Genomic DNA, 22,335 nt, shown 5'->3' on the forward strand with positions numbered 1-22,335 from the left:
AATTTTTGATTCATAAAGAGTTAGGGTTAATGTGTAGATCTGTTGTGAAACACGTCTGAAAATTTAGTTTGTTTTTAAAGTGAAGGTAATCTCCCCAGATTACCTTTCACTGTTTTAGACCTTTTAGGCTATCTTACGATACCAGCATTTAACTGCTTCTCGGCTGGCCTGTTCTTACAGTTCATTTGATTTATGCAGACAAGGTTTTGCCTGGTAATTCGTTTGGTATATGAACCTTAGCAATATATGAACACATAGTTCGGCTGAACACTTGGTTCGACAGCGATATTTTCTTCTGAAAGTGTCTGATGTTATTGGCCAGAAAGAACATTCCGTTCGCTTTTATTGTTGTTGGTCTGCGAAGTCATGAAGGCTTTTATGCCGGATAGCACGCCGAAAATCATCCGATGCCGGATTTTCAAAGATCTCCAGGTCGAAGTATTTTGTGGCGGCAAATAGGTGGTCGAATACATCCGAAACAATTCCTTCGTAATATTCCCAGCGGATATCGTTTACAAAGAAATAAAGTTCGACTGGAACACCGTGTTCGGTTGAAGCAAGCTGACGCACCATCAGGGGCATGGTCTTGTGGATATTGGGGTTTTGACGTAAATAGGTGAGTGTGTAAGCTCTGAACATCCCTAAATTGGTCATTTTGCGACCGTTTATGGGGCTTGACTGATCTATCTGCTGCTGGGTGTTGAATTGGTCAATTGTCCTGGCGCGCTCTTCGATATACGGCCGCAGGATCTGTATATTTTTGAGTTTTTCAATTTCTTCATTTTCTAAAAATCGAATCGTGGAAATTTTGATATTTATGGCCCGCTTTAAGCGCCTACCGCCCGACTGCTGCATGCCCCTGTAATTTTTGAACGAATCCGACAATAGCGTATGTGTCGGTATCGTCGTAATGGTCTTATCAAAGTTCTGTACTTTTACATTATTGAGGTTAATCTCTTTGACCGTTCCATCGGCGCCATATTTGGGCATCTCTATCCAATCTCCGACACGGATGGAGTCATTGGCCGAAACTTGTATACTGGCAACAAATCCTAGTATAGTGTCTTTGAATACCAACATCAGAATTGCGGATGCGGCACCCAAGGATAATAAGAAAGACCAGGGAGATTTTCCTGTCAATATTGAAAAGCAGATCGTTCCGCCGATAAATAATAAGATAATCTGACAAACCTGTAAATAACTCTCCAGAGGTTTGTCTGCAAAAGATTTCTTCATGCGCAGCATATCCCGCAAACTTTTCAGGAGCGAATGAATAATCAATAAACTGACGACAGTCGTCGCTATGTCAAGTACTTTATTGCTGTTTTCTTTCCAGGTTGGAAAACCCATGAAGATAATGGGCATGATATATTGTGCCACTAATATCGGAACAAAATGAGCAACAAGTTTCAGTGTTTTATTACGGATCAACAGATCATCAAAGCGGTTTGTACTACGTCTGATGGCTTTGATTGTTAACAGGAGTAATGTTCTTTTGGTGAAATAGTCAATGATGATCAAAAACAAGACAACCAGTAAGAGTAAAAGGATCGAGTTAACAAAATGACTCCCCTGATTATCAAGGCCAAATTGTTTAATCCATTGAAATGTCCAATTATAGATGTGGGATTGAGAATCTTTGAATAATTCCGTTGCTGTGCTTTGCATGTTACAAATATACAAAAAGCCGCAATTAGCGGCTTTTTGTTATTTTGAATTGAGCGGTTCACGCTCGTGTTTATGTCTAAAGAAGACCGCAAAAAGGACTGCTATAATCAAGGTGTAGATGGCAAAAGCTAGCCAGATGTCATGCCAGTCTTTTAGCATGAGGTTACCACTTAACATGCCGTCAGGTAAGATTGAGATACTCTTTTCCTGCAGAAAATGTAGAAAATGGGTGTTGTCGATTGTTGTATCTAAATATTGTGCGAGATCTTTGCTGTTTTGAAAACTTTTGGTAAAGTAGTGGTCAATGATCCAACCCGATGCAAAACTGCCTACAACGGCACCAAAACCATTTGTCATCATCATAAACAAACCTTGTGCCGAGCTGCGTATGCTCGAAGTTGTTGAGGTTTCAACAAATAAAGAACCTGAGATATTAAAGAAGTCAAATGCCATACCATAGACGATACAGGATAATACAATCATCCAAAGTCCGCCTGCAGGGTCACCAAAGGAGAATAATCCAAAACGTAATACCCAGGCTAACATCGAAATCAGCATGACCTTTTTTATACCGAATCTTTTGAGAAAAAATGGAATAGCCAAAATAAATAGTGTCTCGGATATCTGGGAAATCGACATAATGATGGTCGAATATTTCACAACGAAAGATTCTGCAAATTTAGGATAGAATTTAAATTCATCCAAAAATACATCACCGTAGGCATTGGTCAGTTGGAGTGCGGCCCCCAAGAACATGGAAAAAATAAAAAATAAAGCCATTTTATAATTTCCGAAAAGTTTAAATGCCTCTAAGCCTAATAGTTGTGTCCAGGAGGCATCTTCCTGTTGTAACTTTTTTGGTGGACATTTAGGTAGCGTAAAAGCATAGAGACTTAAAGCCAGCGCTGCGGTTCCGGCGATATAAAATTGATAAGCTGTAGCCTTGTTGCCGGTTAAATTGGTGATCCACATGGCGACGATAAAGCCTATCGTTCCGAATACCCGGATAGGGGGGAATGCCTTGACCAAATCGTAGTTATTTTCATTCAATGCCGTATATGCAATGGAGTTGGATAGGGCCAAAGTGGGCATATAAAAACACATCGCCGCTAGCATTGCATAAAAAAAAGTGTTTGGATCATTTACCTGCGGTAAATAGAATAAAACACCCGCATAACATAAGTGAAGGATAAAATATAATCTTTCGGCATTTATCCAACGATCGGCGATAATTCCCATCAGGGTAGGCATAAATAAAGAAGCGATCCCCATGGTTGCGAAAATAGCTCCAAATTGTGTACCATCCCATTGTTTTGTGCCAAACCAATAGTTTGCTATTGTAATCAACCATGCTCCCCAGACAAAGAACTGAAAGAAGCTCATAATGGTCAATCTTAATTTAATAGACATAAATCGATGTTATTTAAAATTTTTATTTCGCTTTAATGAAAGGAGTTATTTTCTTTTGGAAATCTCATCCCTAATCAAGGCAGCCTGCTCGTAGTTTTCTTCGGTCAATGCCTGATTAAGTGCTTGCTCCAGTTGCTCATCTGTCAACGAGGAGAAAGGATTTTGTGGGGATTTTGAAGGTATTTTTTCTTCGACCTCAACAACACTTGGATCCTGAACTTTGTTGGATTTGTCCAGGTTTTCCAAAAATGCAAACTCATGTCCTTCAATGATAATTCCAGCAGAGGACATAATAAATTCGTAGGCATAGATCGGAGCTTCAAACCGTACAGCCAGTGCAACTGCATCGGATGTCCGGGCATCAATTTCTACAATCTTGTTGCCGTCGGAACAGATAATTTTAGCATAAAATATCCCTTCAATCAAATTATAGATCAGTACTTCAATGAGTTTAATACCAAAAGAATCTGCAAAAGATTGAAATAGGTCGTGTGTGAGCGGACGACTAGGAATCATTTTCTCTATCCGAATAGCAATAGCTTGAGCCTCATGGCTGCCGATGATGATGGGCAATCTTCTGTTGCCCTCCACTTCTCCCAATACAAGAGCATAAGCGCCAGATTGTGTTTGACTATAGGATAAACCAACGATATCTAATCTGATTTTCTTCATTTTAATTCCAAAGCGGTCTACAAACTTAGATAAATTTGCTTTTATATGCAATTATAACAACTAAAAACTCCCCATTCATTTTGGATAAATGGGGAGAATATATCGGATGAAAGCTTTAAATACCTTTGTAAGCCTTCAATGCCTGCGTTAATTTCGGAACGACGTCGAAGGCATCGCCTACAATTCCATAGTCGGCCACCTTGAAAAAGGGCGCTTCTGGATCTTTATTGATGACAACGATTGTTTTGGATGAGCTTACTCCAGCCAAATGCTGGATTGCTCCGGAGATACCGATTGCGATATAGAGATTGGGACTCACTACAATACCTGTCTGGCCTACGTGCTCCGAATGCGGGCGCCAGCCAGCATCGGATACTGGTTTTGAACAGGCTGTAGCCGCGCCAAGCACATCGGCGAGTTCTTCAATTATCCCCCAGTTTTCAGGTCCTTTTAGACCACGGCCGGCAGAGACGACGATTTCAGCTTCCGGAAGGGATATTTTGTCTGTTGCACGAACAATCTCTTTGACCATAGTTGTAAAATCTGTTTGGTCAATATTCGGAGCAAAAGTTTCGACATTTGCGCTACCACCGGTCTCTTTTGTTTCATATGCATTTGGACTAAGTGCGATGACTTTTATATCCGAGGTTAGTTCGAGCGTAGCGAAAGCCTTATTGGAAAATGCCGTCTTTTTGACAGTCAGTTTGTCGCCATTAATGGTCGGCAATTCGAGTGCGCCATCGGCCAGACCAGCCTCCAATTTGGCTGCAATACGTGGAGCGAGTCCCTTACCTGAGAATGAGTTGGACAGCACAAGTATTTTTGAACCGGTACTTTTTACGGCTTCAGCAATGATGCTTGCATACGCTTGGTTTACAAAAGAAGCAAGTTGTTCATTATTGACATTTAATACTTTGGAAGCACCGTACTTACCCAAACCAGCAAGTTCGTCTTCAGCGACATTTCCGATTGAAATAGCCACAAGATCAGTCTGTATGTTATCGGCGATGGATTTTGCATAAGAAACAACTTCAAAAGCTGATTTTTTGAATTTTCCATCAGTATTTTCTACATATACGAGTATAGACATAGTGTTTTAGCGTTTAAAGATTAAATAACTTTAGCTTCGTCGTGAAGAAGAGAAACTAATTTTTCTACCTCGGCAGCGTCAACAAGTTTGACCGTACCCCGTGGAGCAGGCGTCTCATAGCTGACAATGTGTTCAAGAACGTCTATTGCGGAAGGTTCCAGCACATCCAATGGTTTGGTCCGTGCGCTCATAATACCACGCATATTCGGTATTTTAGGTTCGGCAACACCTTCGGCAGTGCCAATGACGATGGGTAGCTTTGCTGTCAATACTTCTTTTCCACCTTCAATCTCGCGCTCAACTGTGACTGCGTCGCCCGCAATGTCAACTTTTTTGGCAATGGAAACAGAAGGGATATGCAGCAGTTCTCCTACGATTGCTCCCACTTGAGCACCGTTATAGTCGATTGATTCCCGGCCGGTTAAGATCAAATCAAATGCATTGTCTTTGGCATATTGTGCTATCTGATTCGCAACAAACCAAGCATCGCGCGGAACGGCGTTAATCCGTACAGCATTGTCTGCACCAATTGCCAATGCTTTTCGAATGGTTGCATCTGTAGATGCATCGCCCACATTGATGACAGTTACGGTTCCTTTTCCACCTTCGGCCAACTCAACTGCTTTGGATAAAGCAATTTCATCATAAGGGTTTATAATGAATTGTACACCAGCTGTATTAAATGCAGTGTTGTCATTTGTAAAAGTGATTTTGGATGTAGTGTCAGGGACATTACTTATACAAACTAATATTTTCATATACGATTGGTTTTACTCAAACTTACCATATTTTCTTTCAATTAAAAAGTGCTAAGGCGTTTTAAATGCTGTTAAAAAGTCGTCTTGTGATTTTGATGAATTTGTAATTTTACTAGTTTTTTTCTTTTATTTTTTTTGATGTGATATAATATTGAGGTGTTTTGTTGTCTTTTTTGTAATTTTTTATTTTAAATAGCCGGTTCTTGACAATAGATTTATTACGTCAGTAAATTGTCATTTTATATGCTAGCATAGTAATTTCATAAAGCATCACAGCTCATTCGGGGTTCCTGTTTATAAAAGCCTTTCGTGTGATATGGAGAGACGGGGAATTGTTTTAGTGGATATACAATTAAATTGCATATAATATGCAATTTGTCTAAGTTTGAAATAAAAAAGATATGTCGACACGATTGGATCAACTGAATGAATTTTTGAAAGAGAGCCCTGAAGATCCATTTTTAAAATATGCGATTGCAGCTGAATATCTCAAGCAGGAAGATGAACAAGAGGCCATGGTAAGATTTGAGAATTTAGTACATACAAATCCAGATTATGTAGGAACGTATTATCATTTGGGTAAATTGTACGAAAAATTGAATAGACAGGAGTCCGCGATTAATACCTATAGATCCGGGATTGAGATCGCTCGCAAGACGCGTAATTTCCATGCTTTGGGCGAGTTACAAGGTGCATTGTCATTCTTGACAGACGATGATGAAGATGATTTTTAATCTTTTCTAAATTTTTGGTATTTAATTTGTTATGAATTTATTGGTGTAACTGTTAGATGCTGATTTTTTTGAATTTGGAATGAGATGAAAAGGTATATTTGGATTGTGGGTTTGTTATTGACAATTGGAATGGTGGGATGTGATAATCCCAAACAAAGTGTTGCGGTCTATAAAGATAATTTACAAGACCTAAAAGGTAGGGATAAGGCGGAAGTAGTGATTGGTGAATATAGAGGTGTCATGCCTTGTGCGGATTGTGATGGTATAGAAACGCTTATTTCATTGCATGCAGACAACACCTACCAATATTCATCTAAATACCTTAATAAAAGTGATGATGTGTTTATGCGTGAAGGAAAATGGAAATTGGATGGCAACATCATTACATTGGACGGCGTCGACTATAAGTTCAAATTAGGAAATCGGATACTCAGTCAACTGGATCTCTCTGGAAATGACATAACGGGTGATATTTCCAAATATTATGTTTTGACAAAAAATTGATATGTAGCCTAAGGGATATATTAAAACATAAAAAGCCGAAAATATACTTTCGGCTTTTTATGTTTTTGGATGTATAGCTGTTTTTCGGCTATTGAATAAGTTCTTTCTTGCTGCAAGCCTGATAATTTATTTTTCACTTGCGGGGCATGCCTGACGCTTTACCTATAAATGCTATTTGTTCTTTGTACAAAGTTCTTTCAAGGTTGCTACCACAAAATCGACTTCTTCCTTTGTATTATGCTTGCAGAATGAAAAACGAACCGAAGGACGCTCCGAGCTGGTTTTGATTGCACCCAATACATGCGATCCGATGTCTGTTCCTGAGCTGCAGGCACTGCCACCAGAACAAGAGATTCCTGCAATATCCAGGTTGAATAAAAGCATGTCAGCAAGGTCACTACATGGGAAAGAAACATTCAGTACGGTATACAGTGATTTTTCTGGTTCAATAACACCATTAAAATCAATTTCGGGGATTGCTTTTTGCAACTCGTCGATCATATAAGATTTGAGTCCTTGAATATAAGCGCGGTGTTCTTCCATGTGCTCATAGGCAAGTTCCAAAGCTTTGGCAAGACCCGCTATTCCATAGACATTTTCTGTTCCGCCACGCATGTTACGTTCTTGTGCTCCACCGTAGATCAATGGTTTAATTTTGTTGTTGGCGTTAATATAAAGAAAACCAACTCCTTTTGGACCATGGAATTTATGTGCAGCTCCGGTTATAAAATCTATTTTCAGACTGCCAAGATCATGTGGGTAATGACCCATGGTCTGTACAGTATCCGAATGGAATATCGCATTATACTTTTGGCATAACTCGGCGATGCGTTGAATATCGTTGAGATTTCCGATCTCATTATTGGCATGCATAATGGAAACAAAAGTACGCGGATTGGTACTTAAAAGTTCTTCCAGCTGGTTGAGATTTAAATTACCTTTCTCGTCAACTTCCAATAAGTCGAGGTGCACCTTACCGGCTTTTTCTAGCTCTTCTAAGGTATGTAATACGGCATGGTGCTCAATAGGTGAGGTGATGGCATGGGTTATCCCAAAGTCGGCGATTGACCTAACGATGGCCATATTGTCCGCCTCGGTTCCACCCGATGTGAAGAAGATCTCTGCTGGAGATACATGAAGTAGATTGGCGATCGTTTTACGTGCTTTTTCTACAATTGTTTTTACTTGTCGTCCGTGACTATGGATAGAAGATGGATTTCCAAAGTTATTGTTCATCACATCCACCATTACTTTTATTACTTCAGGATCTAAGGCTGTAGTCGCTGCATTATCAAAATATACTTGCATGCTGCAAAATTACAAATCTCTCAAGTAAATTAGAGGTATAAAATGACTTATTTTTATCATTTTATTTTCCTAATTGTAGCTGACAGTGCTGGCGTAGCGGGTCTCATCAGAATTAGGCTCTTTTGCCTGGAAAGGAATAAGATGAGTATTTTTCCGTTCTGATGAAAAAAATAGCGCCAATCTATTACTTCAGTTTGGCGCTACTTTTCTATTTAGACAAGTTCTCTTTTGGTCTGACCACGATGAGTATCACAATTCCTCCTAGTGCGAGCACCAAACCCAAATAGGCAGCGATATCACCTGCTTGCGTGTAGAACGTAATTTCTTCATTTAAATTGATTTCCTGATTTAGGGCCGCAGGCTGCCACCATTTAGTCTGCTGTACAATATCACCACGTTGATTGGTAAAGCCTGAAATCCCTGTATTCGCCGACCGGGCAACCCAGCGCCTGTTTTCAATCGCACGCAGTTTTGCATACTGTAAATGCTGGTCTTTACCCGAAGTATTGCCCCACCAGCCGTCATTAGTGATAATAGCAATAAACTGAGCTCCTTTTTTGACGTATTGGGAAACATAATTGCCCCAGATGGATTCATAGCAGATAACGGGTGCGGCACCAATACCGCTCTGGGCATAGAATACCGAAGGTTCAGCCTGTTTTCCGTAGCCACCCGTCGTACCACCGAATGCTTTAAATAGAGGTTTCAGGAAGTTCATCGCTGCTCCAAAAGGCATTTGCTCTACGCCCGGAACGAGTTTGGACTTATGGTAAAACTGAAGTTTGGAGGAATAATCGATCAATGTTGCGGCATTGAAATTATCCTGATATACATTAGGAGCTATTTCACGCGCAGTAGGTGTTTTTGCATAGTTGTACAGCTGATAACTTTCAATACCTGAAAGTACATTGCCATTTTTATATTGATCTAAAAATTTTAAAATGCGCTGGTAAGAATACGTTTCCCTAAAGTTTTCCTCATCAAAATCGCCGTTCTGTGAAAGCGCAGTTTCAGGCCAGATAAAAAACTCTGTATTGGGTTTGGCGACCGAATTTGATAAAGAGAATAAGGTATTTAATTGTTCTTCAGGACTTAAATTGAATTTAATATAAGGGTCAATATTAGGCTGTACGACGACAATCTGTGCCGGATTCTGATGTTCTTCGTAGTTGAAGTAACGTATCAGCGAGTAGGTACTGGGAATTAATAAGACTGCAGCCAAAGAAGCAATCGGGACAATCTTATGTTTGATCGGATAAAGTCCTTTTCGATTGAGGTAGAGTGTAAATACTAAGATATTGACCAGCCAGATCCATATTGTTCCGCCATAAACCCCTGTGATGTCATACCATTGGATCAATTGATGGAAATTGGCGAAACCATTACCCAAAGTCATCCAGGGGAAGGCTAAATCCCAGGATTCGTGTAGAAATTCATAGCTTATCCAGAATCCCATTAATCCGAAAAGGGATAACAGGATGTTCGTTTTGCCTCGTAATTGCCCATATAACCTGAAAGCCAACGCCATTAAAGCGGCGCCAAGACAAAAAGGTATCAGACTGATGACAACAGCTGCAAAAGGCGGCATAACTGCCGAGATGGAGTTGTAAACCCAGTAAATGGAAGCCGTGTTCCAAACAACAGCCGTGAGTCCCGCTGTAAAAAATACTTTACGACCTTTTCTTTTGAATGTTTCATTGCGGATAATGTTTTCTACTGCAATTAGTAGTGGCACAAATCCAATAAATAACAATGGACTGGAATAGGGGATTGGAGGCCAGCCCAACCACAATAAAAAGGCACTTAAAAGTGCCAGTAAATAGTTGTTTTTCACAATATATTTTCTTCCATTTATGATTATAAACTGGATAAAACTTCTCTCTTTTTACTCTCGTATTCCTCTTGGGTAATCAATTGTTTGTCGAAGAGTGTTTTTAATTTTTTGAGCTTTAAGGTGATTTCATCATCTTCCTCTTCTTTAACGGGTGGAGCGGGGGGGATGTTTGATACCGTTGGCGCTGGCGGAGTTACTGGTGCCGATACAACAGCTTGAGGTGCCGCCGGAGCTGTAACTGCTGGCTGAACCGGGGTGTTATTTTCTGGCCGTTCGATAATCACTTCCTTTGCAACTGTTGGAGCAATGACTATTTTTTCTTTTTCGGCAGCCAATTCGGCTTTTTTATAGTTTTCAAGGGCGGCTTTAATATATTGATACAATTTCCTAGCCTGAACTTTAGGGATATAGTCTATGCTTAAATTCTCGCCAGTAAATGGTATAACCGTAACTTTTGAACCGAAGATTTCTTCCTTAAAGGCAATATCCTTGATATCTTGCCAACCGAAGATTTCAAAATCAGTAGCCAGACCCAGTTTAGTAAATTCGCACATAAATATGCGCTTATTACTGATGGTGATACTATCTGGTAAAATAGTAACTGCAGGTTTCTTTTGAACTGCAATATAATCTATTTTTTCCCCTGGAGTAAGCATATCTTGGACTTTAGTCACCAATTTTTCAATGATTTTTATGTCCTGCCCGTCCTGTGCAAATTGTTCCATGTTCATGTCAAATACTTTTTAATACCTAAAGATTGTCAAAATTTATTCCAATCCCGCTACACAAAATACAAATTCTCCTTTAATCGGATTGTTTCCAAAGTGTAATTTTAAATCAGTTAATGTTCCGCGAACATTTTCTTCATAGAGTTTGCTCAGTTCACGCGATATCGAAGCTTGTCTTTCAGCTCCAAAAACGGTGATAAATTCTTCGATGGTTTTGAGAATACGATGTGGCGACTCGTAGAAGATCATCGTTCTTTTTTCCTCTGCCAAAGCTTTTAAGCGCGTTTGTCTTCCTTTTTTGACGGGGAGAAAACCTTCAAAGCAAAAACGGTCGTTGGGAAGGCCCGAATTGACAAGCGCTGGAACAAAAGCTGTTGCGCCTGGTAAGCACTGTACTTCGAGTCCTTCCTTGATGGCCTCACGTACCAGTAAAAAACCCGGATCTGAGATCGCCGGTGTCCCTGCGTCCGAAATCAAAGCAATATTTTGCCCTTCTTTCAGAAATTTAATGATTTCCGAGACCGCTTTATGTTCATTGTGTTGATGATGCGCAAATACTTTTTTGTCGATTCCAAAATGTTTCAAAAGCGGAGCACTGGTCCTTGTATCCTCTGCTAAGATGAGGTCTACTTCTTTCAGGACATTGATCGCACGAAACGTCATGTCCTCCAGATTGCCAATAGGTGTTGGAACTAAATATAACATGGTCAAAGTTAAGTTTTTTTTACTATATAATATGCGCTAAAACATTCTGTGCTTTTTGGAGTTTTATTTTAAAGATTATGGTAAACTCCATCACTTTATTTTAAATAAATTATGCAATACATTGAAAAAATACAGGCACATCTGGGTGCTGAAGCGAGTTATTTGTTAGAATTTGATCAACCCGCAGTTTCCAAAACAATGCTTCATCTTCCACAAGCAGCATTTATTGACCAAGTATATAGTTCGAGTGATCGTAGCCCTCAGGTCTTGCGGAGTTTGGGGCAACTTTTTGGAACGGGTCGATTAGCCAATACCGGTTATCTTTCGATACTGCCTGTTGATCAGGGAATCGAACACAGTGCAGGAGCTTCTTTTGCGCCAAATCCACAGTATTTTGATCCAGAAAATATCGTCAAACTGGCTTTGGAGGGAAATTGTAATGCCGTGGCTTCTACCTTTGGTGTTTTGGGCGCTGTTGCCCGAAAGTATGCACATAAGATTCCGTTTTTGGTTAAAATAAATCATAATGAACTATTGACCTATCCTAATCGAGCCGATCAAATCTTGTACGGAACAATTCGCGAGGCCTGGAATATGGGGGCTGTTGCGGTAGGGGCAACGATTTACTTTGGGTCTGAGGAATCCGACCGTCAGATTATAGAGGTGGCAAAAGCATTTGAAGAAGCCCATTCCTTGGGAATGGCGACGGTATTATGGTGTTATCTGCGCAACTCGGCGTTTAAAGTTGGCGATACAGATTATCATTTGGCTGCGGATCTTACCGGACAGGCCAATCATTTGGGCGTAACGATCAAAGCGGATATTATTAAGCAAAAACTACCCGAATTGAACGGCGGCTTTAAAGCGCTGAATATGGGTAAAAGTAGTTATGGAAAGCTGGATGAACGCATGTATACCCAACTTTCTTCCGATCATCCTATTGATTTGTGCCGCTACCAGGTGCTTAATTGCTTTGCCGGCAGGGCAGGCTTGATCAATTCTGGCGGGGCTTCGGGGCAGAATGATATACAAGAAGCTGTAAAAACAGCGGTTATCAACAAGCGCGCAGGTGGAACAGGTTTGATCTCCGGCCGTAAGGCCTTTCAAAAACCAATGAATGAAGGTGTCGCATTATTACATGCCATTCAGGATGTTTATTTATGCGACGAAGTAAGCATAGCTTAGCAAATGCGCGACTCCTGAGTTCATCAGATTAAATTTCACAACAGCACTTGTAGTACAGACCAAACTGTAGAGCGTATCGATTAGGAGTCTAATGGATACGCTCTTTCTATGGATCATAGTTTGTAAACCGATCCCGTTGAAGATCAGTCTTCGATGAGTTGGTGGATGTTCGCCGGTGCGGTGCGATGGAAATAGAGTGCCGTAAAGCAGTCAAAAAGCCTTTTGAATGGTGGTTTAGGAATAAAATAGCTTGTATATAAAGGCAAATTTATCTAAGTTTGTTCACTATTTTAAATAACACATTTATATTATGTTGCAATTAAATTATATCCGTGAGAACAGGGATACGGTAATCGAAAGATTGGCTGTCAAGCATTTCAAGGAAATTGGATTGGTCGACGAAATCATCAGTTTAGATGAAGATCGCCGTAAGGTCCAATCGGAATCGGACGCACTTTCGGCAGAGGCTAATGCGGCAGCAAAACAGATTGGAGATCTGATGCGCCAAGGTAAAAAAGAAGAAGCTGAAACCGTTAAATCCAAATCCTCGGGGTATAAGGAGCAAGTGAAGCAACTTTTGGATCAATTGGGTACAATTGAGGCAGAATTGAATGAGAAGATCGTGCAATTACCTAATTTACCGCATCAATCCGTTCCGGCAGGTGTAAGTGCTGAGGACAACGAAGTTGTTTTGAGCCATGGCGAAATCCCAGCTTTGTCGGAGGATGCATTGCCGCATTGGGAATTGTTGAATAAATATGGTATTGTTGAGTTAGAGCTTGGCGTAAAAGTTGCGGGAGCAGGTTTTCCTATCTATAAAGGTAAGGGGGCTAAATTGCAACGCGCCTTGATCAATTTCTTTTTGGATCAGGCTGCCGAAGAAGGATACGAAGAAGTACAGGTACCTATTTTGGTCAATGAAGATTCTGCATTTGCTACGGGACAATTGCCGGATAAAGAAGGGCAGATGTACTATGTGGGTAACGACAACCTGTATTTGATCCCTACAGCTGAGGTTCCGGTCACCAACATTTATAGAGACGAGATTGTGAAAGAAGCACAATTCCCCATTAAACATTGTGCATATACACCCTGTTTCCGTCGTGAAGCAGGTTCATACGGGGCACATGTACGCGGATTAAACAGGCTACACCAATTTGACAAAGTGGAGACGGTGCAGATTGTACATCCTGAAAAGTCCTACGAAGTGCTTGAAGAAATGAGTTTATACGTACAGGGGCTGTTGCAGAAGTTAGAGCTTCCTTACCGTGTATTGCGCCTTTGTGGTGGAGATATGAGTTTTACTGCTGCATTGACCTATGACATGGAAGTGTATAGCTCTGCTCAGAAACGTTGGTTGGAGGTATCTTCCGTTTCCAATTTTGAAACTTATCAAGCGAATCGTTTGAAGGTCCGTTTTAAAAATGCCGATGGCAAGATGCAGCTGGCACATACCTTAAACGGTTCGGCATTGGCTTTACCACGTATCGTCGCAGCGATATTGGAGAATAACCAAACAGAAAAAGGAATTAAGATTCCTGCGGTTTTGGTTCCGTACACCAAATTTGAGTATATCGATTAAATAACAATAAATAAGTCATCTTTAGACTTATTTAATATCAGCATGAAAGACGCTCAGCCTGAGAAGGTAGAGCGTCTTTTTTTGTTATAACTCGACTTTAAGATGTTTAGAATGATTATAAATTAACTATAATTTCCATATGAAAAAATAATAGAATGGCATGTTAACGTTTTCTTATAACATTGTTAATGTTTTGTTAATTATGGTTGATTCCGTATAAAATTCTGTCCGTAAATTGTTTGATGACTTTTTATTCTATAATGCTTCTTTTGTAACAATTTGTAAAATTGTGAACTTATTCTTGCGGTATTTCCTGTTATCGATAGATTATGTTAAAAAACTTGTAAAAGCAACTTTGGCTTTCTATATTTGACACCGCTAATAAAAATCGCACTAACTATTATTTACTGTAAATGCTGAAAAGAGCAAATTTTACAGCTGGATATTTATCTAAGGACTGACCCTATATCTACCTGGGGCCTGCTTTTCCAATAATATTTTCAACTGTTACTAAATGAACTGCAATAGCATGTTATGCTTTTTTTGCTGTTTATTGTTTAGGCAATTTATGTTTAGACGGTTATGATAACGGATATAATTTATATCAATATAGGATTAGAAAAATAATAAAATTAACTAACTAAAACATGAAACAAACATTACTAAGTTTTCTTGTTGGCGGTATGATTCTGACTTCGGTTGCATTCGCTCAAGAAAAAAAGATTAGTGGTCTTGTTACATCTGCTGACGGTAAAGCAATACCAGGGGTAACAGTAGTTGTACAAGGTACTAATCAGGCTACTCAGACTGATACTGATGGTAATTATTCATTGAATGTACCGGCAGGTAAGGTTGTGGTATTCCGTTCCGTTGGTTTTGATGATAAAACTATTATTGTTAACAATAACAGTTCTGTATTCAATGTCTCTTTAGTAAATCATGACAATGCTTTGGAAGAAGTTGTTGTTACAGCAAATGCAATTAAGAGAGAAAAACGTTCTTTGGGATACTCTGCTCCAACAATTAAGAGCGATGAATTGACAGAAGGCCGTAATTCGAGTGCGATCAACTCCTTAGCTGGTAAAGTTGCAGGGGTAAATATTACTTCTACGTCAAATTCTCCGGGTAGTTCATCTCGTGTTGTATTACGTGGTGGTTCTTCGATTGCCGGAAATAACCAAGCATTGATCGTTGTTGATGGTACACCGATTGATAATACAAGCAGAGTTGGTGGAACTAATGATCTTTCAAGTGTGGATTTTGGTAACCGTGGTAATGATATCAATCCAGATGATATCGAATCAGTAACGGTATTAAAAGGCCCTGCAGCAGCTGCTTTGTATGGTTCAAGAGCTTCGAATGGTGCGTTGATCATTACAACGAAAAGTGGAAAAAAAGGTGCGAAAAGTGCCATTACATTTAGCTCCACCAATACATTGTCTTCTATTTTGAAGTTACCTGAATTTCAAAATGAATACGGGCAAGGCTATGCTGCATTTGATGAAAAGACAGGAGCTTTTATTGATTATGTGAATGATCCGAGGGAAAATGGTTCGTGGGGAGCTCCTTTTACAGGCAATGTTCAAGAATGGGGACAGGCGATAGATGGCGTTCGCCAGAAGAAAGCTTATTCTGCAGTAAAAGATAATGTACGCGATTTCTTTGATCTTGGAATTGCTTCTGACAATAACCTTAGTTTTTCAGGCGGTTCAGAAAAGTCTACATTCTATCTGGGATTAAATGCTCTGAATTCAAATGGTGTTTATCCTGGAAAGAAAGATAACTACAATAAATATGGTGTTCGATTCAATGGAACCACGGAATTGTCCGATAAATTCAGTGCCGGTGTTTCTGTAAATTATAATCGTATTAACAGTAATAATGTCGGTGGTGGCCAAGGTGGCGGTTCTGTTTATAACAACCTATTGCAGACCCCGCGCGATATTGATGTTAAAGGATTGAAAGATCTTTCAAATCCGTATAATGCGTATGGATATACGGACGCAAACGGTGTTTTGCATGATGATGTATACGGTTATTACGGTGCTTATACCATGAACCCGTATTGGGTATTAGCTAATTATAATAATTACAATGATGTGAACCGTATTATGGGGAACTTCAATGTAAATTATAAACCGACCGAATGGTTAACATTCCAAGAACGTGTAGGTTTAGACAATTATACCGATCGTAGAAGAGCGCAGTCTCCAAAATATAGTTACCTGCCTGCTGATAACTCTACAGGTAATTATGTAAGAGGAAACGTTCAAACGGATCCTGGGAGTTATAGAATCGATCAATTTAATGTGAATGAAATTGTACATGATTTCATGGCAACCGCTACTCATAAATTTAATGAGGACTGGGACGCATCCTTTATGATTGGTAATAATATTCGTCAACGCAAAACTTCGAATAATAGCACTGCTACCAATTCAAGTGGAGGACTAGTTGTTCCTGGCTGGTATAATCTTGCAAACTCGAATGGTCCATTGGATCTAATCGAAGACACTTGGAGCAACCGTCGTTTAGTGGGTGTTTATGGAGATTTAAACGTTTCCTATAAAAATATTGCTTATTTACAAGCAACAGCTCGTAATGACTGGTCATCTACTTTACCAAAGCAAAATAACTCTTTCTTTTACCCGAGTGTGAGTGGATCATTTGTCTTGTCTGAATTGTTTAAGCCAGAATTGAAGAGCAAGTTCAATTATGCCAAATTACGTGCGAACTGGGCGCAAGTAGGATCGGATACTGATCCTTATCAGTTGATTACAACTTTCTCCAGAAGTACTATTGCTGGCGGTTTTGGTTCAACAACTTTTCCATTTGGAAACGTATCCGCATTGATGTCAAGTAATACGATAGGAAATGCGGGTTTGAAGCCTGAAATCACAACATCATTTGAAGTGGGGGCTGAATTAGGATTTTTAAATAACCGTCTTTACGCAGACTTTACTTATTACAACAACAATTCAAAAAATCAGATTCTAAGTATTCCAATTCCGGTTTCAACAGGTTATGGATTTGCCCTGGTAAATGCTGGTAAAGTCCAAAATAATGGTGTTGAATTGACATTAAGAGGAACGCCAGTGAAAACAGAGAATTTGACATGGGAATTGTTCGGTACATTCACAAAAAATAACAGTAAAGTTATTGAATTGATGCCGGGTGTAGAACAAGTTTCTGTCGGTGGTTTCTCAGGAATGAATATCGTGGCAGCGGTAGGTCGTCCATATGGTGAGTTTTATGGTGTTACAAATGCTACGGACGCACAAGGTCGTACGATTGTAGATCAGGCATCAGGTATGCCGTTAGCTACTGAAAAACCACAATACTTGGGTACTTATAATCCAGATTTCCAAGCATCATTGGGTACTAACTTGACCTACAAAAACTGGTCAATGAGTGCTTTATTTGATACAAAACAAGGCGGTGTATTCTATTCAAGAACAAAAGATATCATGGCTTTTGTTGGAACATCTGCTGAAACCGGTGGTGAGCGAATTGCACAGATTTTCCCAAATTCTGTCTACTTGGATAATAACGGAAACTCTATTGAAAATACATCGGTAACCTACGATAAGCAAAATTACTATGGTTCACTGGAGTCTGGGATGAATGTAGTAGACGCGACTTACATCAAGCTTCGTAATTTGACATTGAGTTATAAATTCACGAAAAATCAATTGAAAAACACACCTTTTGGAGCAGCTTCTATTGGTTTGTTTGGAAATAACTTGTTTATCTGGACGCCAAGCGAAAATAAATATGCTGATCCAGAGGTGAATTCATCAGGTGCTGGTAATGCACAAGGTTTTGATTTTACGGCACAACCTTCATTGCGTAACTACGGTATCAATGTTAAAGTTTCATTTTAAAAGCGAATAAAGTATGAAAACTATAAAATTTAATAATACCAAGAAATTCCTAGTTGTGGCTTTAATCGGCGCAATGGGCTTGACTGGATGTAATAAATTCTTGGATATCAATGAGAATCCAAATAACCCGGAGTCAGCAACACCTAGTTTGTTATTGCCTACAGTAGAAGCCTCAATCAGTCAGGTTGTTGGAAATTCTTTTCAGGTATTTGGTAATATTTGGGGACAATATTGGACACAAAACCCAACCTCTTCTCAATATAGAGTTATCGATCAGTATAGAATCACCAATACTTCTATGGATAGAGTTTGGGGTAATATCTACAGGGGAACTTTAAACAATGCTGAATTGATTATCAATTCAAAAGTGGCGGATAACGAAAATTATAAAGGTATCGCTCATATTTTGAAAGCTTATGCATATCAGGTTGCAACCGATGCTTTCGGGGATATTCCGCTTTCTGAAGCATCAAAGGCTGATGGAAATTTGAGTCCAAAATATGAAGCTCAGGAAGTTGTATACGATTCAATTTTCAATTATATTGATAAAGGATTAGCTTTACTAGCTGTGAAACAAGCCATTCCAGTAGCAAGTCAGGATATGATTTTCAATGGCGATCTTGAAAAATGGAAGGCTTTTGCCAATACATTAAAATTGAGAGCTTATTTGCGTCTTTCCAATGTGAATGTAGCTAAAGCTTCTGCAGGTATTAAAGCACTTTATGCGAGCAATGCTGTTTTCTTGAATCAAGATGCGACGATCTCTTATACAACTACAGGAGGTAATGAAAATCCTTTCTACAATGAAATGGTTGGTTTAGGAAAGACTCAAAATGTTGTAGCGAGTGGAACCGTTGTGCAAGCTTTTGTCAAAAATAATGATCCTCGCAGATTTGCTTTCTATGACAAAGTTGAATACACAGATCCAGAAACGAACGAACCAAAGATACAAGATACAATTGCTTACATTGCTCAAGGGACGTATTCAAGTAATTCAAAAAAATTGGTATCTACTCCTTCGCCAATGGTTGGAGGTAATGCCATGAGTCAAACATCTGCCGTTGCACCAGTAAAACTGTTTTCTGCGAGCGAAAGTTTGTTCTTACAGGCTGAGGCAGTTGTAAGAGGTTGGGGAACAGGAGATGCACAGAGTTTATATAATGCTGGGATTACAGAGAGCTTTAAAGCAACAGGTAAGACAGCAGATGCTGCCAAGTATATTGCTGATGCGCCAGATGCCAAATTTTCAGGTGATGTGGAGGCTAAAGTAAAAGCTATTATCACACAAAAGTACTATGCGATGTGTGGTTTCCAAGGCTTTGAAGCTTGGACAGAATGGAGAAGAACAGGATATCCAACCTTCTTTGTTAAATCTGCAGCATCAACTTTAGGTGAAGACAGAATGCCTTTGCGCATGCCTTACGCACTTAGTGAAGCAACCACAAATAGCAATTATCCAGGTAACGTTGTAATCTATACACCGGTATGGTGGGACGTTAAATAATCTTTTAGATTATATACTTATAAAAGCGGCAATTTCGAAAGAAATTGCCGCTTTTATTTTGGTATTATATTATGGAAAAAGCCGTATTTTCGTCCTTATTAACGCTGGTATATTTTATGAAAAGATCGATTTTAGTTTTAATTGTGCTTGTTTTTATAGGAGCTAATACGGAGGCTTTTTCTTCTAAAGCAAGGGGGAATGTGTTTAATAGCGATACGATAGTGAATTACTTTGATAAATCAGGAAATGCAGTTAAGACAAAACTTGCGTCTCACTCTTATGAATGTATTGTTCCTGTTGGGGATGAATCGAATAGATTTTTTAATATAGTTAGCTATTATACAGCTACTGATTCCATGAAATCTTTCGCTTATAGCCGTGATAGCACAGTTGGGGTTTTTGGCTGGAAATATGTTGGCGAATCGACTACCTACCATCCGAATGGACAGTTGAAAAGCTTGGAGAAATTCGATACCAATGGTTCAGCTATTGATTCATCTTATTATTACTATCCCACGGGCAAACTGAAAATGTTAGTTACACAAGTGGAATCAGAACAAAATCCATTTACTGGTAGCCCTATAACCAAACCATATTACCTATTGTATATGGATTCTTTGGGGAATTATCTTTTGAAGCGGGGGAATGGATTTATTCGCTTCGATTATGACAATGGTGATTATATTGAAGGTGAGCTAAAAGATAATGAAAGAGAAGGGAAATGGGAGGGCTGGAATATGGAAAGCCGTTATGAAGAGCAATATTTAGCCGGCGTTCTTCAAAGCGGAAAAAGATTTCGGGCCAATGGCGAACTGATTTCCTACGACTCCGATACAAAGGAATTGGCACCTATGCCTTTTCTTAAAATGGAACAATTTATGAAAGCTGTTTATCGACAGATAGACCTACCAGACCATTTAATTGCTCAATTGAAGTCTTCCATAATTAATGTGCGATTTGTAGTCAACAAGGATGGGAGGCTCAGTGATTTTAAATATGACAATGATATTCCTAATGGGGTTAAAGGAAAAATAACAACAGCTATTCAAAGTGCTGGTCCGTGGCAACCAGGGAGATTGCAAGGAGAGCCTGTGGCAATAAATTATACCATCCCGATACGATTGTAATACATCGGTACATGTTGCGATACGTTTTCGAAAGAGATTCTTTATATATGTGGCAAAATTCTCTAAATACAATCCCTACATTTTAGAGCTAGCCTGGTCTGTCAGGTAAGTCTGGCTGTAATATGGTTATAGTAAAGGTGCAATATTTATTATTATAGTATTAGACTATACCGAATAGGGGGCTTTATTGATGCTTAAGCAAGTCGAAAGATTGCCTTCTTTGTTGGTTCATCGGATGGGAATGTTTAGATATTAATTGTATATTCATCTACCATTTAGTAACCAATTTAATTTATGAAAAAGTTGATCTTTCTTCTGTTAGTATGGAGTTCTTTTCGAGTCTTTGCACAACAAATAAAGATAAATACCGACGGTCAGATTATTCATATTGGCACTTCTAAGGATACAATTATTCGTTTTTTGGACCTAGAAGGGGATTTCTTGGCAACGAAAGACAAATCTTATTATTATAGACAAGTTTATCCTGTTGAAAATGAGCCAAGAAGACTTTATCGTGTACAAGCCTTTTATACCGATACGGATCTTCCAAAGTTTTATGGACATAGTTTAAATTATGATGGAAAAACATTAAAGTATTTTGGCGAGACCGTGTCTTATTTTCCTACCGGAAAGGTGGAATCTGTGGAACTTTATGATGAGCTTTCCTATTTGATTGATACCGCATATTATTATCACCCAAATGGAAAATTAAAAGCTTTGGTTTATTATGAGCCCAATATAACAGAGGCTAAGTCCAATTTCCCTCATTATTTGCTGTATTTGGATTCGGTAGGAAATATGCTACTTCGGAAAGGAAATGGCTTTTTTAGATTTGACTATAAAAATGGTCAATATATCGAAGGTGAATTAGTTAATGATAAACGAGAAGGGATTTGGACTGGTTGGGATCATTCAAAATATGAAGAATTTTATAAAGAAGATATATTAATAAATGGGAAGCGCTATTTGCCCGATGGAAAAATTAATACATATACTGCCAAGACCATGAAGCAAGAACCCAAATATCGTGGTGATCTAATGGCTGACATTGGATTGGTTATGCGTAAAGTTCAGTTTCCCTCAGAATTTTTTGAGAAATATAAAAAGAAAACGATACTTGTCAGTTTCGTCGTTAATAAGTCTGGTGCTACTGAAGATTACGAAATTGAGGGAGATTATGATCTAAATGTCAAAAGGATGATGATTGAGGCAATGCAACGGTTAAGTAAATGGACTCCTGCCTACCTAAAAGGAATACCAGTGCGAGTGCGTTTTACAGTCCCTGTGAGATTTAATTTCGAATTAATTACGCATTAGATTTACTTAAAGTAAATATTTTGGTTTTATGATAAGTTACCGTCTTTGTTTGTCTCTATTTTACGCAAACTTAGGATTTCCATCGTCGACTGATTATTTTAGGTTATTAGGACAGTTTACAGCGAATAATCAAGCCAAATTACTTTTGTTACGTTTAAAGGTGAAAATAATGTACTGTTTTTCAGCTGCTTGTAGTTTATTATAAAATAAATGTTATCACAAAGTTATGCTTGCATTGCAAAAGTTAAAAAAAGTTATAAATTTGTATTTAACATTTTTTAACAGCTGACATTGCTGAATTAATAGATGTATGACTAACTAACAT

At 38.9% G+C, this 22,335-nt stretch carries 17 protein-coding genes; 8 read left to right on the top strand and 9 right to left on the bottom strand.

Annotated features, from left to right (window positions below; translation table 11 throughout):
• Window positions 1–342 precede the first annotated feature (342 nt).
• From B3297_RS10855 to B3297_RS10875, 5 genes are all read right to left on the bottom strand, one after another.
• Entirely contained in the window at window positions 343–1,668 is a 1,326-nt protein-coding gene (locus tag B3297_RS10855; RefSeq protein WP_139144959.1) for a mechanosensitive ion channel family protein, read from the bottom strand.
• Window positions 1,669–1,707: 39 nt separating this feature from the next.
• On the bottom strand, window positions 1,708–3,078 hold the full coding sequence (locus B3297_RS10860) for a nucleoside permease (protein WP_070565037.1): 1,371 nt from the start codon (window positions 3,076–3,078) through the stop codon (window positions 1,708–1,710).
• 45 nt (window positions 3,079–3,123) lie between these two features.
• Entirely contained in the window at window positions 3,124–3,750 is a 627-nt protein-coding gene (locus tag B3297_RS10865) for a bifunctional nuclease domain-containing protein (RefSeq protein WP_070565041.1), read from the bottom strand.
• 115 nt (window positions 3,751–3,865) lie between these two features.
• Complete coding sequence (locus B3297_RS10870) at window positions 3,866–4,840, bottom strand: electron transfer flavoprotein subunit alpha/FixB family protein (protein WP_115049713.1); 975 nt, start codon at window positions 4,838–4,840, stop codon at window positions 3,866–3,868.
• 20 nt (window positions 4,841–4,860) lie between these two features.
• The gene (locus B3297_RS10875) at window positions 4,861–5,598 is read right to left on the bottom strand and encodes an electron transfer flavoprotein subunit beta/FixA family protein (RefSeq protein WP_070565047.1); all 738 of its coding nucleotides are present in this window, start codon (window positions 5,596–5,598) and stop codon (window positions 4,861–4,863) included.
• A gap of 401 nt (window positions 5,599–5,999) precedes the next feature.
• Between B3297_RS10875 and B3297_RS10880 the strand changes: the two genes are divergently transcribed.
• Window positions 6,000–6,332: a tetratricopeptide repeat protein gene (locus B3297_RS10880; protein WP_046674005.1), complete on the top strand. Its 333-nt coding sequence runs from the start codon at window positions 6,000–6,002 to the stop codon at window positions 6,330–6,332.
• 84 nt (window positions 6,333–6,416) lie between these two features.
• A complete protein-coding gene (locus B3297_RS10885; RefSeq protein WP_070565053.1) occupies window positions 6,417–6,836 on the top strand; it encodes a copper resistance protein NlpE in 420 nt (139 codons plus the stop codon).
• Between the two features lie 171 nt (window positions 6,837–7,007).
• Here B3297_RS10885 and B3297_RS10890 read toward each other — a convergent pair whose 3' ends face one another.
• The 4 genes from B3297_RS10890 to rsmI form a co-directional block, all read right to left on the bottom strand.
• Window positions 7,008–8,144 (bottom strand): cysteine desulfurase family protein, encoded by a 1,137-nt coding sequence (locus B3297_RS10890; protein WP_286778910.1) that lies wholly within the window; start codon window positions 8,142–8,144, stop codon window positions 7,008–7,010.
• Between the two features lie 208 nt (window positions 8,145–8,352).
• On the bottom strand, window positions 8,353–9,978 hold the full coding sequence (lnt, locus tag B3297_RS10895; protein ID WP_286778911.1) for an apolipoprotein N-acyltransferase: 1,626 nt from the start codon (window positions 9,976–9,978) through the stop codon (window positions 8,353–8,355).
• 23 nt (window positions 9,979–10,001) lie between these two features.
• A complete protein-coding gene (locus B3297_RS10900) occupies window positions 10,002–10,709 on the bottom strand; it encodes a PH domain-containing protein (RefSeq protein ID WP_115049718.1) in 708 nt (235 codons plus the stop codon).
• A 36-nt stretch (window positions 10,710–10,745) separates the two neighbouring features.
• On the bottom strand, window positions 10,746–11,411 hold the full coding sequence (rsmI, locus tag B3297_RS10905; protein ID WP_115049720.1) for a 16S rRNA (cytidine(1402)-2'-O)-methyltransferase: 666 nt from the start codon (window positions 11,409–11,411) through the stop codon (window positions 10,746–10,748).
• 111 nt (window positions 11,412–11,522) lie between these two features.
• Between rsmI and B3297_RS10910 the strand changes: the two genes are divergently transcribed.
• The 6 genes from B3297_RS10910 to B3297_RS10935 all read left to right on the top strand — a co-directional run bounded on the left by B3297_RS10910 (window position 11,523) and on the right by B3297_RS10935 (window position 22,010).
• On the top strand, window positions 11,523–12,596 hold the full coding sequence (locus tag B3297_RS10910; protein ID WP_115049722.1) for a class I fructose-bisphosphate aldolase: 1,074 nt from the start codon (window positions 11,523–11,525) through the stop codon (window positions 12,594–12,596).
• Window positions 12,597–12,906: 310 nt separating this feature from the next.
• The gene (gene serS / locus B3297_RS10915; RefSeq protein WP_286778912.1) at window positions 12,907–14,178 is read left to right on the top strand and encodes a serine--tRNA ligase; all 1,272 of its coding nucleotides are present in this window, start codon (window positions 12,907–12,909) and stop codon (window positions 14,176–14,178) included.
• A 647-nt stretch (window positions 14,179–14,825) separates the two neighbouring features.
• Window positions 14,826–18,062, top strand: a complete 3,237-nt coding sequence (locus tag B3297_RS10920) for a SusC/RagA family TonB-linked outer membrane protein (RefSeq protein ID WP_286778913.1) — start codon at window positions 14,826–14,828, stop codon at window positions 18,060–18,062.
• Window positions 18,063–18,075: 13 nt separating this feature from the next.
• A complete protein-coding gene (locus B3297_RS10925) occupies window positions 18,076–19,566 on the top strand; it encodes a SusD/RagB family nutrient-binding outer membrane lipoprotein (protein WP_286778914.1) in 1,491 nt (496 codons plus the stop codon).
• A 116-nt stretch (window positions 19,567–19,682) separates the two neighbouring features.
• On the top strand, window positions 19,683–20,693 hold the full coding sequence (locus tag B3297_RS10930; RefSeq protein ID WP_201639668.1) for a hypothetical protein: 1,011 nt from the start codon (window positions 19,683–19,685) through the stop codon (window positions 20,691–20,693).
• A gap of 294 nt (window positions 20,694–20,987) precedes the next feature.
• The gene (locus tag B3297_RS10935; RefSeq protein WP_201639667.1) at window positions 20,988–22,010 is read left to right on the top strand and encodes an energy transducer TonB; all 1,023 of its coding nucleotides are present in this window, start codon (window positions 20,988–20,990) and stop codon (window positions 22,008–22,010) included.
• Window positions 22,011–22,335 lie beyond the last annotated feature (325 nt).

Source organism: Sphingobacterium sp. UBA3519, assembly GCF_002377215.1.
GTDB lineage: Bacteria > Bacteroidota > Bacteroidia > Sphingobacteriales > Sphingobacteriaceae > Sphingobacterium > Sphingobacterium multivorum.

Bases quoted from the DNA above. Each gene is read 5' to 3' on its own strand.
- B3297_RS10855 (WP_139144959.1), bottom strand. From the start codon at position 1,668: ATGCAAAGCACAGCAACGGAATTATTCAAAGATTCTCAATCCCACATC.
- B3297_RS10860 (WP_070565037.1), bottom strand. From the start codon at position 3,078: ATGTCTATTAAATTAAGATTGACCATTATGAGCTTCTTTCAGTTCTTT.
- B3297_RS10865 (WP_070565041.1), bottom strand. From the start codon at position 3,750: ATGAAGAAAATCAGATTAGATATCGTTGGTTTATCCTATAGTCAAACA.
- B3297_RS10870 (WP_115049713.1), bottom strand. From the start codon at position 4,840: ATGTCTATACTCGTATATGTAGAAAATACTGATGGAAAATTCAAAAAA.
- B3297_RS10875 (WP_070565047.1), bottom strand. From the start codon at position 5,598: ATGAAAATATTAGTTTGTATAAGTAATGTCCCTGACACTACATCCAAA.
- B3297_RS10880 (WP_046674005.1), top strand. From the start codon at position 6,000: ATGTCGACACGATTGGATCAACTGAATGAATTTTTGAAAGAGAGCCCT.
- B3297_RS10885 (WP_070565053.1), top strand. From the start codon at position 6,417: ATGAAAAGGTATATTTGGATTGTGGGTTTGTTATTGACAATTGGAATG.
- B3297_RS10890 (WP_286778910.1), bottom strand. From the start codon at position 8,144: ATGCAAGTATATTTTGATAATGCAGCGACTACAGCCTTAGATCCTGAA.
- B3297_RS10900 (WP_115049718.1), bottom strand. From the start codon at position 10,709: ATGAACATGGAACAATTTGCACAGGACGGGCAGGACATAAAAATCATT.
- rsmI (WP_115049720.1), bottom strand. From the start codon at position 11,411: ATGTTATATTTAGTTCCAACACCTATTGGCAATCTGGAGGACATGACG.
- B3297_RS10910 (WP_115049722.1), top strand. From the start codon at position 11,523: ATGCAATACATTGAAAAAATACAGGCACATCTGGGTGCTGAAGCGAGT.
- serS (WP_286778912.1), top strand. From the start codon at position 12,907: ATGTTGCAATTAAATTATATCCGTGAGAACAGGGATACGGTAATCGAA.
- B3297_RS10920 (WP_286778913.1), top strand. From the start codon at position 14,826: ATGAAACAAACATTACTAAGTTTTCTTGTTGGCGGTATGATTCTGACT.
- B3297_RS10925 (WP_286778914.1), top strand. From the start codon at position 18,076: ATGAAAACTATAAAATTTAATAATACCAAGAAATTCCTAGTTGTGGCT.
- B3297_RS10930 (WP_201639668.1), top strand. From the start codon at position 19,683: ATGAAAAGATCGATTTTAGTTTTAATTGTGCTTGTTTTTATAGGAGCT.
- B3297_RS10935 (WP_201639667.1), top strand. From the start codon at position 20,988: ATGAAAAAGTTGATCTTTCTTCTGTTAGTATGGAGTTCTTTTCGAGTC.